At 50.2% G+C, this 13,014-nt stretch carries 7 protein-coding genes; all 7 read left to right on the top strand.

Annotated elements, in window-relative coordinates; translation table 11 throughout:
- Positions 1-156 precede the first annotated feature (156 nt).
- The 7 genes from EL628_RS06605 (at position 157) to EL628_RS06575 (ending at position 13,007) form a co-directional block, all read left to right on the top strand.
- Positions 157-1,722 (top strand): APC family permease, encoded by a 1,566-nt coding sequence (locus EL628_RS06605; protein WP_126579179.1) that lies wholly within the window; start codon positions 157-159, stop codon positions 1,720-1,722.
- A 195-nt stretch (positions 1,723-1,917) separates the two neighbouring features.
- Positions 1,918-2,901, top strand: coding sequence for a serine/threonine protein kinase (locus EL628_RS06600; RefSeq protein ID WP_126579178.1), 984 nt, complete (start codon positions 1,918-1,920; stop codon positions 2,899-2,901).
- Between the two features lie 835 nt (positions 2,902-3,736).
- Entirely contained in the window at positions 3,737-8,257 is a 4,521-nt protein-coding gene (gene gltB / locus EL628_RS06595) for a glutamate synthase large subunit (protein ID WP_245994008.1), read from the top strand.
- Positions 8,258-8,698: 441 nt separating this feature from the next.
- Positions 8,699-9,481, top strand: a complete 783-nt coding sequence (locus EL628_RS30105; RefSeq protein ID WP_126579177.1) for an RpnC/YadD family protein — start codon at positions 8,699-8,701, stop codon at positions 9,479-9,481.
- Between the two features lie 198 nt (positions 9,482-9,679).
- Positions 9,680-11,062 carry a hemolysin family protein gene (locus EL628_RS06585; RefSeq protein WP_126579176.1) on the top strand — a complete coding sequence of 461 codons (1,383 nt, stop codon included), beginning with the start codon at positions 9,680-9,682 and terminating at the stop codon, positions 11,060-11,062.
- A gap of 118 nt (positions 11,063-11,180) precedes the next feature.
- Positions 11,181-12,071 (top strand): J domain-containing protein, encoded by an 891-nt coding sequence (locus tag EL628_RS06580; RefSeq protein ID WP_126579175.1) that lies wholly within the window; start codon positions 11,181-11,183, stop codon positions 12,069-12,071.
- 24 nt (positions 12,072-12,095) lie between these two features.
- Complete coding sequence (locus EL628_RS06575) at positions 12,096-13,007, top strand: dihydrodipicolinate synthase family protein (RefSeq protein WP_161975310.1); 912 nt, start codon at positions 12,096-12,098, stop codon at positions 13,005-13,007.
- Positions 13,008-13,014: the final 7 nt, after the last annotated feature.

Below are 13,014 nucleotides of genomic sequence, written 5' to 3'. Positions count from 1 at the left end.
TTTGCTGACAGATCTTCTCCAGTAGAAAGAGATCTGAAGAAGTCGCAACGAATGCGACTCTGACTCTTTATATCCAGCCACGAGTGCTATGTCGTTTGGTAATGATGCCAAAAATGTTTTGATTTGAGAGACATCGACAAAAAGGAGCACTACTACATGGCAGCTCAAGCCTCCAATGACACAGGAATGAAGCCCACGCTTGGATTGACAGGGGTCACAATCAATGCAATGGCATTAATTGCTCCAGGCGCATTCCTATGGACGACATTCGCCTCCCAATCCGTCACTGGTGCCACAAGCATGTGGGCCTCGGTTTTCGTTGCGACGGTCATTGCCTTATTGACAGCAATTGCCTACGCTTCGCTTGCCAGACGGTATCCTGAAGCGGGAACAGGTAGCTCGTATTACTTTGCTGAGGCCTCAGTTCTCCACAAGGAAGAGCACAAACATTTCAGATTTGCTCGTCTGAGTAAGTTTATCGTAGGTTGGGCTTCACACATTTATTACTGGGTCTATCCTGGCGTAATGGTAGCCTTTATGGGCAATGTCATTGCCTATATGATCCAATTTTTCGATCCGAGCTTTGGTACACCACTACAACTTATTATTATCTGCGTTGTGTTTGCTGCTATCGTCGGAGCCATTGCCTTTATCGGTGTAAACGGATCGACTATGGCAAATATTGTCATCAATGTCATCCAGATCCTGGCCCTTCTCGTCTTTGGCGTGATTGCCATTATCTTCCGTCTTCAGCATCCAGAGCTCAATTATGTTCATCCCAATGCTGGTAGCGTTCTGATCCCTCATAATTTTAACGATCTGCTCTTCCAATCCACGATTGCAATCCTGCTGGTGGTAGGTTTTGAATCAGCTACAGCCCTTGCCGCAGAGTCAAAAAATCCCCAGCGCGATATCCCTCGTGGCGTCATTCTCTCTCTGATTATTCAAGCTGTTATCTTCTACTTCTTCGAGTACTTTGCAGCCAACTTTGTGGTTGGCGATTACTATACTGCTAAGGATGCCACTGGCCACACGATCACCGGGTTTGCGGCTGCTGGTGGTGCGACTGCCCCAATCGGTGATATTGCCCGCTTTATCGGCGATAAGATGTTCGGTGGTGGAACTGCCTTTGCAGCAATCCTTGCTCTGACAGTCGTCATTGCTCTGGTTGGAACGGCTCTTTCCTGCTTGAATACGGGTGTTCGCGTAACGTATGCGATGGGAAAAGATTCTGAACTGCCCTTTGTCTTTGGCTTCCTCCATGGCAAGTACCGTACCCCTCACGTGGGCGTCATTGTGCTGACCGTTATCTCTGCCATTATTGGTGCATACGGCGTTTTGAACGTCAATAATCTCACTCAGGTGGCTCTGATCTCGAATATCGGGACGTTTATTCTCTATGGCATGACCTGTATCATCTGCATCATTGCTTTTGCAAGCGTTCCCAAGCGCGGCCTCTTCTCTACTCTTATCGCGCCACTACTGGGTGCGATTCTGAATATTGGTATGCTCCTGGGTGTCATCTACTATGCCATCACTCAGGGTGGATCTGCTCAGACCAATATTATCATTGCCGCAGTCTTCTCCGTTATCTGGCTTGTGTTTGGCTTTGCCTTCCTCTTTGGACGTAAGCTCATCTCCGGAGTTCCCATCTTGCATCCAGAGGACTACAAAGCAAAACAGGTCTCTGATGAGACAAACGTTTCCATCAGTGCCGAGTAAAAAACCTCTCCATCTCGCTTCCTTCTGAATGATCTTCAGGTACCTGCTGGCAGTGTCAGCAGGTACCCCTTCTACGCTATTGACAATCACAAAAACTCTGGGCACTTTTACCCTTGGTTCCTCTGCCCTTCTTATGCTATACTTGACGCGGCAGGTAACGCTTGGCTTGAATAAGAAGAAGATTGTGCAAAATATATGACGTCAGTACTTGCGCCAGATACACAGATCGATCACTATAAAATTATTCGTCAGTTAGGCCATGGCGGAATGAGCCGTGTCTATCTGGCTAACGATGTCAATAATCAGCAGCTGGTGGTTTTAAAGTTCCCCAATGATGATCTGATTGGGAATATTGGCGTCTTCGAACGCTACAAACGTGAAGCAGCCATCGGCCACCATATCTCCCATCCCTATGTGCAACGTTTCTTCAATATCGATGAACCTCGTAGCGAAGAGTATCTCGTGATGGAGTATATTAAGGGCCAGACGCTGCGCGAGATCATTGAACATGCCAGTTCCAATCCGCTCCCAACAACTGAGGCGCTTCGCATTACCCGGCAGATCTGTGAAGCACTGGACTATTGTCACGAGCATGGTGTCTTTCATCGCGATATTAAACCCGAAAATATTATGGTTGAAGAGGATGGCACCATCAAGATTATTGATTTTGGGATCGCTCTCCTCGAAGGGGCCAGGCGCGTAACCTGGCGCGGCCTCACAAATACCGTTGGCACTCCCGATTATATGGCCCCCGAACAGATCCGGGGTGAGCGCGGCAGCGCAAGCTCCGATATCTATGCTACCGGGGTGATCCTCTATGAGCTACTCTGCGGCCACGTGCCTTTTGAGGGGGAGAATGTCTTTGCCATTATGAATCAACATGTGACACAAGATCCACCTTCTATCCTCGATTGTCAACCCACTCTCTCGCCCGAATTGGCAACTGTGGTCATGAAAGCAATTCGTCGCGATCCTGACAAGCGCTACAAAACAATGAAGGAGATGCTCCACGCTCTTCAGAACCTTGACGAGATCACGCCAGTTGCCTACGAACCCGAAAAAGCTCAGATGAGTAGCTGGAAACAACAGGCCATTCTCGCAACGTTGATTATCATTGCAATCTGTCTGGTCGTCATTGCCTTTGGCGTACTGGCACAGCTCGCTCAATCAAACCATTAAGCCTCTACAATCTGATAACGGGTAGCTCTTAAGACGTTCGGAAGCTCTTCGCATGAGCCAGGGCCAGGATGACACGTCTTGCAAGTGATCATTGCCTCATGCTGTATAAAAAGGCAGTCACCCGATCATGGACCACACAATAACGGCTGGCTTCAATCAGGTCATAGTCACTCCATCTGCACCATCAATTCATATGAGATTGCCTCCTATCAATGAAACAATCATCACTTGCCGCCTGCACCTCTTTCAAAACTATTCAACTGGCTATTTCCAACAGATATGATAGAACATATCTGGCTGAAAGTGTATTTTTTATACAACTAAAAATTCAATTGCTGTCATGCAGGCTGGTGACTTTTTTTAGCCTTTTGCTTGCTTATTGAAGCGACAGTTACGCCTGACGCAGCTCTTTATAAGAAAAATCAGCAAAGCCGGTCTTGAACAGACGGAGCCTCAGCCCCTATTTCCTCGTGCCAGTTATAGTAGGGCCTGAAAAAAATGGTTGAAAGTATACTATCCCAAAAGGACCAGTATAGGCACTTTCACTATACGGAAAGCTTGTTGATACGCTCTGGTGTATGCTATACTTTTTCCACAAATGGTAGTGTCACCTGATCCACAGAGCTATGATGCTCTACCCTTCTCAACGATAAGAGAAAAGGCGTGCTCCCTGTGTCTTAGTTCGTTGAGCTTTGCTCCTCTTGTGAGTACCCAAGTACGCAATCAACCCAGACCTACTGTACTCGACGATCACTGTCCGCTCGTCGTAACTCTCCGGCTCCGGAGCAGGCGCCCCTAAGCATTGACCAGATAGTCTTTTTTGGGAGAGCAATGCATGACGCACACGCATGATGTTATCAATCCGGCGGACGCAATGTATCCACTTTATGATAGCCGATGGGAACACGATGCCTGTGGCACGGGTTTTCTCGCGCACGTTTCTGGCTTAGCCAGCCACTCCATCGTTCAACATTCCCTTGAAGCATTGGCCCGTCTGACGCACCGGGGGGCTCAGGATGCAGATGCAGAGACCAATGATGGTGCTGGCATTCTGACTCAGATCCCACACGCATTGTTCCTGGCTGAGCTTCAAGAGCAGCAGATCTCTTTGCCTGATGCAGATGATCTGGCTGTTGGCATGTTCTTTCTACCCCCTGTTCGTAGTGCTGCATTGCCTCAAAGCCGTCTGGTGATTGAAGAGACGCTAAAAGAGAGCGGCCTGATTTTCTTAGGGTGGCGTACTCCGCCTATCGATTATAGTGTGTTGGGAAACCGCGCCCGTGAACTGGCTCCGACTATTGAGCAAGTCTTACTGGCACGCCCCACGTCCCTCTCTCCTGAGCTCTATGCCAAAACTCTCTATCACGCTCGCCGCGTGATCGAACAGAAGCTCAATGAAGCTCAGATCACCGATTGCTATGTTGTCTCACTTTCTCATACGACGCTGATCTACAAAGGTCTCCTGGCTCCCAATGAGTTAGCTGCCTTCTATCGAGACCTCGATGATCCCCGCTATGAAAGCGCTATGGCTATCTTCCATCAGCGCTATAGTACTAATACTATGCCCGCATGGCCGCTAGCTCAGCCCATGCGCTTGATCGCTCATAATGGTGAGATCAATACGGTACAGGGCAACCACAATTGGATGCAGGCTCGTGAGGGGACAATGGCCTCTCCACTCTGGGGTGAGCAGGTCTCTGATCTCTTGCCAGTCATTCCCCCACGTTTAAGCAGCGATTCTGCTCAGCTCGATGCCGCTCTCGATCTTCTGACAGCCTCTGGTCGCTCGGTACTCCATAGTATGCAGATGCTGGTTCCGCCAGCATGGGAGAATGACGAGTCTCTGGATGCAGCTCAACGCGCATGGTGTGAGTTCCATGCCGGCCAGATTGAGCCCTGGGATGGCCCTGCCGCTCTGATGTTTAGCGATGGCCGCTTTGTGGCTGCTGCTCTGGATCGCAATGGTCTCCGCCCTGCTCGCTATGTGCTCACAAAAGACGGTCTGCTGATCGTTGCTTCTGAGACTGGCGTCGTTACGCTTGATCCGGAAAATATTCTGGAGAAGGGGCGGCTTGGGCCTGGTGAATTGCTGGCCGTCGATCTCGAGCGTGGCCTCTTCCTGCGCGATCAGGAGATTAAAGAAGAGTTGGCTCAGAGCCAGCCTTATCAAGAGTGGCTCTCTCGTGGTCTGACACGCCTGGCCGATCTACCGGTCAGCTCTGAAGAGGCCGATCAGGGTGATCTCTTTGCACGTCAACAGCTCTTTGGCTATACCCATGAGGATGTTGAGATGGTGCTTCGCCCGATCCTAGCCGAGAATAAAGAACCTACGTGGAGCATGGGTGACGATGCGCCAATGGCTGCACTATCACAGCAAAATCGCTCGTTTTCGGATTATTTCCGCCAGCGCTTTGCTCAGGTAACCAATCCACCCATTGATCCTCTCCGCGAACATATTGTTCTCTCTCTTGACTGCTATCTGGGTGCTCGGCAGAGCCTGCTTACAGAGACAGCCGAGCACGCACAGCTCCTGCATCTTGAGACTCCTCTGCTCACCCCTGCTCAGTTAAAGACGATCCGCCAATCCGCTCATCTTCGCTCACGTACCCTGGATACGACCTTTGCACTCTCTTCCGGTCCCTCGGCTCTAGAGGCAACGCTCGAGCGCCTGGAACACGAGGCCGTAGCTGCAACTGAAGAGGGCATTACCTTGCTCATCCTCAGTGATCAGGATGCTTCGCTCGACTGTGTAGCGATTCCAATGGTGATTGCGGTCGGTGCGGTCCATCGTGCTCTGGTTCAGCGCCGTCTGCGTAGTCATGTCTCGCTGATTGCTGAGACCAGTACGATCTGCGATACCCATCAGACTGCTCTGGTCCTGGGCTATGGGGCGGAGGCTGTTGTTCCTGTGCTGGCACTCCAGAGCGTTCAGGCTCTGGCTGGCGAGCGCAAGCTGGAACATATTACACGTGAACTGGCGGTTGAACGCTACCTTCATGTGGTACAAGAGGGCCTGTGCAAGATCATGGCACGCATGGGCATCTCAACCATCCGCAATATCATTGGCGCAGGGCAATTCGAGGTGGTAGGTCTGGCCCCCGAATTTGTTCAGCGCTGCTTTGCTGGCTCAGCGATGGTGGCTGGCACTGTGACGCTAAACGAGATCGCTCAGCGCTTAATCAAGCATGTAGAAGGTCTGAAGCAGGAGCAGGTTCCAGCTGATACGGCTGCTCGTAGCAAACGCAAGCTGGTCGATGCGGGCCGTTATCGCTTCCGCCGCGATGCCGAATATCATGCTTACAATCCGCTGATTATTCGTGCTCTGCAAAAAGCTTCGCAGACTGGAGCGACTGAAGACTATGCCCAATATACCTCTCTGGTCTATAGTCGACCATCCACGGCTCTGCGCGATCTGCTCACCTTTAAAGGCCGCAATCCCATTGCTCTTGACGCAGTCGAGTCAATGGAGTCGATCCGCGCTCGCTTTGTGGTCTCAGCTATGTCGGTAGGTGCGCTCAGTCCAGAGACACATAAGACGATCGCTGCTGCTATGAACAGTATTGGCGGTCGCAACAATACTGGTGAGGGTGGCGAAGATCCGGAATGGTATTCCGAGACCCTTGATGGCTATCCCGTCAGCAGTAAGATCAAACAGGTGGCCTCGGCTCGCTTCGGCGTGACCACTGAATACCTGGTGCGGGCTCAGGAGCTTGAAATTAAGATGGCTCAGGGCTCAAAACCTGGTGAGGGTGGTCAGTTGCCTCCGGCTAAGGTGACCCCTTTTATTGCCCATCTGCGGCATACTGCTCCAGGCGTCTCTCTGATCTCGCCCCCACCGCATCATGACATCTATAGTATCGAAGATATTGCGCAGCTCATCTATGATCTGCACCAGGTGAACCCGACCGCACGCGTTGGCGTGAAACTGGTCTCCACTCTGGGAGTTGGCACGATTGCTGCCGGTGTCGCCAAAGGGCATGCCAATTATGTGTTGATCAGCGGCCATGATGGTGGAACAGGGGCCTCCCCAATCCAATCCATCAAACATGCTGGACTCCCCTGGGAGCGTGGACTGGCTGAGGCTCAGCAAGTGCTGGTCAAAAACGGTCTGCGTCAGCGCGTCAAGGTCCGTGTTGATGGTGGCTTCAAGACTGGTCGCGATGTTATCGTTGGTGCAATGCTTGGAGCTGAAGAGTTCGGCTTTGGTACGGCTGCCCTGGTTTCACTGGGCTGTGATATGGCTCGACAGTGTCACCTCAATACCTGTCCCGCTGGTATCGCTACCCAGCGCGAAGATCTCCGAGCCAAGTTCACTGGACGACCACAATTCTTGATCAATTACCTGACGCTGGTGGCCGAAGAGGTTCGCCAATGGCTGGCTGATCTCGGCTTCCAGAGCCTGGAAGAAATTATCGGACGCGGTGATCTGTTGGAGAGCAAAGAAGAGAATAGTGTGGATCTCCGTGATCTGCTTGTCTCGCTTCCAGTCATCTCTTCTCCAGAGATCCATTCTTCCCTACCACAATCGCCCGTTGCTGAACGCTTGCTGAACGAAGCAGAGCCAGCTCTGGAAGGGAAGAGCAGCGTGATTACCCAACACGTCATTCACAATTATGACCGCAGTATTGGGGCCAGTCTGGCTGGCGAGATCGCACGACGCTATGGCAATCAGGGCCTGCCAGGAGTGAGCATCACCTGCAACTTCCAGGGCTCTGCTGGCCAGAGCTTTGGTGCCTTCAATGTTCCTGGCATGCGCTTAATCCTCAGTGGGGATGCCAACGACTATGTTGGAAAGAGTATGACAGGCGGTCAGATTGTCATTGCTCCGCCAGCTGAGTCAACCTTTGCCTCACAGGAGAATACAATTCTGGGCAATACGGTGCTCTATGGAGCTACTGGTGGACAACTTTTTGCCGCTGGCCGCGCAGGCGAGCGCTTTGCTGTCCGCAATAGTGGAGCCCTGGCTGTCGTTGAGGGTGTAGGCGATCATTGCTGCGAATATATGACGGGTGGGATGGTCGTTGTCCTGGGTGAGACTGGACGCAACTTTGCTGCTGGCATGTCTGCTGGCGTTGCTTATGTGCTCGATCTGAATCATTCGTTCTCTGAGCGCTGTAACACTGAGATGGTGGATCTCCAACGCATCGATTCACATCAGGAGCTCTCGGCTCTGCATACCGCACTCGTCTGGCACGCTCGCAAGACGCACAGCAAATATGCACAGGACCTGCTCAATCAGTGGGATCAGATCAGTAGCAGCTTCTGGCGCGTACAGCCACGCGGCACGACCACCTCTGCCACTGATTTTATCACAACCAGCGAGCATGATGACTCAATGGTCAGTGCCTCCCACTAAGAGTGGAATAGGCAAATAAGACTACTTCGTTCCTTTTCATCTTCATCTTCATTGAAGGAGTGGCAATGCTGCCACTCCTTCTTTTTTTCTATTTCCAACCCACAAGATCCAATCGTTTCCTTGAAATTGCCCCCTGCTGGACTTGAGGGACAACTAAAATTCCTGTGCTTTGACCACTAAAGATTGATCTTTTGTTCTACCTATGTTATCATTCTAAACAGGCGGATGTGGTTTTGTAGAGGAGGTATCACCATTAAGCAGATTAAGAGCGAAAAAACAAACGGCGGTCAGATTCATCACCCATACGACAAGAGCTTTAAACATCTTGTTGGTAGAAATCCCCAACATTTTCTCGCCTGGCTCATTCCCGGAGCCACTCTCAAAGAGGTCCTTCCTATCGAATTTCAGAGTCGAACGTTCTCAGTTGATTTCCTCGGGAGAATGGAAACTGATGGCGATGAAGAACTGCTTCATATCGAGTTTCAATACTGTAAGGTTGAGGGCATGGGTGAACGCTTAATGCGTTATAATAATCTTATTAGGGAGCGGCACAAATGCTCCGTTCGAAGCTGGGTCATCTATTTCATTGATAAAGGCGAGCCCGAGGAACCACCATTAGTGCTTCGTTACAAAAATGGTCAGGTCGCTCACGTCTTTCATTATGAATGTATCTGCCTTTGGAAGCTAGATCCAGCCGAATTGCGGCAAGTTGGGCGTGAAGGATTGCTACCACTGTTGCTATTAACCAGAGGTAATGCCAGGCAGGAAGTTGTTGATGAGATCATCCACACACTGACAAAAACAGGACAGGAAGAGCTATTAGCAACAACCAAAGTACTCGCATCTTTGGTTCTACCAAAGTCCAACGAATCTAGAAATTGGCTGAACTGGAGGTTTACCATGATTGGTGATATTCTTCGCCAGACAGAGGCTTATCAGGATTTCCTTGAAGAGGGTCGTCAGGAAGGTCGTCAGGAAGGTCGGCAGGAGGGTCGGCAGGAAGGTCGGCAGGAAGGTCGGCAGGAAGGTGAGCTGATGGCATTCAAGAGTATCTTGATTCAGCAAACACAGCTTAAGTTTCCCATTGAAGCACCACAATTGAAAGAAATCATCGAAAAAATGCAAGATCACGATCTGCTTAAGCATGCCGCCCAGCAGATGGTGATTATCAAGACCGCAGCTGAGCTCTGGAACATGCTTACCGGCGAAGATAGAACACGATAAAGCTCTTGCTCTCCAACGATCAACAGCTGTAGCAGGTCTATACGCCCCCTGCAGCTGTTGATCGTTACATGCTCATCACCACGTCTCTTCCTCTGGCTTAAAGCCTTAAACTAGCTGCTTGCTATGCTGCCTCAGGGCGTTGGATTTTTTCGCCTGGTCGGTTTATAATAAGCGCGTAAGCTGGATTGTAATCAAAGAATGGAAGATACTGTGGATCTGAACGCATTGTTGGGATTGGGAGCAGTTGTGCTGTTGGTGGCTGCGAATGGCTTTTTTGTTGCCTCCGAATTTGCATTGGTGAAGATTCGTTCGACACGGATCGATCAATTAGTGGCGGAAGGCAATCAACGAGCCAAAACCGTCCAGATGCAGATTCATCATCTGGATACCTACATCGCTGCCACTCAGCTCGGTATTACGCTTGCTAGCCTGGCCCTGGGTTGGGTTGGTGAACCCGCCTTAGCCCACTTGATCGAGCCCCTCTTCGCCTGGATTGGTGGCCCAACAGCTGCAACACTCTCGCATACCCTTGCTGTGATTATAAGCTTCAGTCTGATTACGGCCTTCCACATTATTATGGGTGAGCTGGTTCCCAAATCGATTGCTCTCCAGTTAAGCGAAGAGACCGCTCTCTTTGTTGCTCGACCGCTCCTCATTTTTGCACGCGTGTTTCGGCCCTTTATTCATTTAATGAATAGCATCGGCAATGGTGTCGTTCGTCTCCTTGGTTTGCATGTCAATAGCGAGCATACAGCGGTCCATTCTGTTGAAGAGCTCGAAATGCTGGTGGCACAGAGCCGACAGGGGGGCATCCTGGATGCAGGTGAAGAGGCTCTTCTCTATCATGTGTTTGACTTTGGTGATAAGACAGTACAACAGGTAATGCTGCCACGCACAGAGATCGTTGGCGTCCCTGTGACCATACAGTCTCAAGAGCTCCAGGCACTCTTCGCTCGTGAACAATATACCCGTCTGCCTGTCTATGAAAAGACGTTGGATAGTATCATTGGGATGGTCCATCTGAAGGACGTTTTTTCGTGGTTGCAGAATCATAGCCCCTCTGATCTTTTTGATCTGCGCTCACTTCTTCGCCCATTGCTTTATGTCACTGAGGTCACGACGATCGAAGCCACTCTTACACAGATGCGCAACAAACGTATTCATCTCGCTATCATTATTGATGAGTATGGAGCTACAGCTGGTATGGTCACAATGGAAGATATTGTTGAAGAACTGGTGGGTGAGGTTCAGGATGAATTTGATACTCAGGAGCGTGGAGTACGACCAGAAGTTGAACATTCTCCCGATGGTAGCTGCTCAGTAGATGGTTTGATGTCGCTCGACGCCTTCCGTGAACAGTTTGGCTTACAATCCGATCATTCCCATGCCAACACATTAGGCGGCTACATTTTTGAACAACTGGATCGGCTGCCTCAGGTTGGCGATACTATTCAGGCCAATAGCTACGTCCTGCGTGTGGAAGAGATGGATATCCGCCGCATTGCTCGCGTTCATGTCTCACATCTCCCACAAGCTTCTACTCAGGATGATCCCTTATCATCCACACCATTCAGCGAATAATCTAGTTTTGTCATCACTACAACCTTTGTGTGCTTGATTCGTTTATCTTTTAGAAGAGACTATTTGTGCTGACTACTACTTAGTTTGAAATAAGACGTTTATCAAAATCGTGCTAGAAATGAACTCTTTTACTGATTACTATGAGCTTCTTGGGGTCCCTGACTGGGCTGCTCCCTCAGAGATCAAATCTGCGTTTAAGAAGCTCGCATTACAATATCATCCCGATGTCTATAAAGGTGAGGATGCCCATGAGCGCATGCGCATCCTTTTATTAGCGTATAAGACACTTAATGACCCTGCCAGTCGTGAGCAGTATGACATTGAACGGCGGGGTCACCTGCGCAAAAAACCTCTCCAGCAACAGGCGTTCCAGGCTCATTCTGTTCACACTCCCTATCCTGGCAATCGGCAACCCGATAGTACAGATATTACACCTGGTGCTCGTCGCGACCGTCAGCGCTACTATGCTTTCCCAGATTTTCAGACCGGTCAGGTGACACATTTCGATCTCAGCACGATAGATTATACTTTATCGCCTCTTGATGGTCGCACATTGGTACAGCATGGTCTCTTACGAGGGATGAAGCCCCAGGTGGATAAGGCCACGTACTATTGTCATCGTTGTACTTATCGCTGGCCGCTTCCAGCCCGAGCTATCCCTGACCTCTTGCCCGCCTGTTGTCCACGCTGCTCGGCTCCCGATTGGGCTGAGCTGCTCTTATTGCGTTGTGTTCACTGTCATGCGGTCTTCGAGAGCGAACAGATTCATTATGCTATCGGGGGCTATAATTATGGAAATAGTCATTCTGATCTTTGTCCACCTTATGAACTCTTTCCGCTCTGTCCCTATTGTGGCAAAGCTCATTGGGCACCAGCTGAAGAGATTCGTGTCAGCGAACTGCGTCTCAAAGCAGAGCGCCGCTCAAATCTCGTGCGTCTCCTTATCTATAGTAGTATTTTCGTTGCTATTATCGTCTTCGGCGGTCTTCTATTTGGACTCTTACGTTAAACATCCATAGCAAGGATAATGATTATGCCAACTGCCTTAGGAAAAGGAATCTATCCACCAGTCCTAACTTTTTTTACCTCACAAGAAGAGCTTGATCTTGGCACCCTACGACACCATATCCACCGTTTAGCTGAGAGCGGTATTGCAGGCTATGTCGTGATGGGCTCAAACGGCGAGGCTGTCCATCTTACAGATGATGAACGAGCTCAGGTTATTGCAGCAGCCCGTGCAGAAGTTGCCCTCCAATCTCGCACGCTCCCACTTATCGCTGGCTGTGGAGCACAATCTACACGCCTGACAGGTGCCCTCTGTCAACAAGCAGCTGACGCTGGAGCCGACTTTGCTCTGATCTTACCCCCCTTCTACTATCGCGGACAGATGACACAGACGGCGCTCTACGAACATTATCAAACAGTAGCCGAGCAGAGCCCTTTGCCAATCTTGATCTATAATATGCCTGCCTGCGCAGGTGGGCTTGATCTGGATGCTGAGTTCATTATTCAACTGGCAGCTCATCCAAATATTGTTGGAGTCAAAGATACCTCGGGAAACATTGTTAAGCTTGCTCGCATAGCAGCAGCTGTCCCCGCAGATTTTCAGGTCTTTGCCGGCAATGCCGATATTCTCCTACCATCCCTTGCCTCTGGTGCCGTTGGATGTGTAGCAGCCTTCGCGAATATTTTCCCAGAACTCGTCTGTAAGGTTCAGCTTTTATTTGAGCAAGAGAAGCTCACAGAAGCGAGCAAACTTCAGGCCAGCCTGATAGAGCCTAATGCTGCCGTCACGAGCCGCTATGGCGTTCCTGGACTGAAATTTGCCCTTCAGCAGCTCGCTGGCTATGGAGGTATCCCTCGCAGGCCTCTCCTACCATTAAATGAACTTGAGCAGCAAAAGGTTTTAGATAGTATTGCGCCAATTCGCTCAAGTTCAGACTAAAAATATT

The organism is Tengunoibacter tsumagoiensis (assembly GCF_003967535.1).
Taxonomy (GTDB): Bacteria; Chloroflexota; Ktedonobacteria; order Ktedonobacterales; family Ktedonobacteraceae; genus Tengunoibacter; species Tengunoibacter tsumagoiensis.
Note: the sequence above shows the minus strand (reverse complement) of the source record. Positions and strands in the feature narration are given on the sequence as shown.

Coding starts and splice junctions, on each gene's coding strand:
- EL628_RS06605 (WP_126579179.1), top strand. CDS start 157: ATGGCAGCTCAAGCCTCCAATGACACAGGAATGAAGCCCACGCTTGGA.
- EL628_RS06600 (WP_126579178.1), top strand. CDS start 1,918: ATGACGTCAGTACTTGCGCCAGATACACAGATCGATCACTATAAAATT.
- gltB (WP_245994008.1), top strand. CDS start 3,737: ATGACGCACACGCATGATGTTATCAATCCGGCGGACGCAATGTATCCA.
- EL628_RS30105 (WP_126579177.1), top strand. CDS start 8,699: ATGGAAACTGATGGCGATGAAGAACTGCTTCATATCGAGTTTCAATAC.
- EL628_RS06585 (WP_126579176.1), top strand. CDS start 9,680: ATGGAAGATACTGTGGATCTGAACGCATTGTTGGGATTGGGAGCAGTT.
- EL628_RS06580 (WP_126579175.1), top strand. CDS start 11,181: ATGAACTCTTTTACTGATTACTATGAGCTTCTTGGGGTCCCTGACTGG.
- EL628_RS06575 (WP_161975310.1), top strand. CDS start 12,096: ATGCCAACTGCCTTAGGAAAAGGAATCTATCCACCAGTCCTAACTTTT.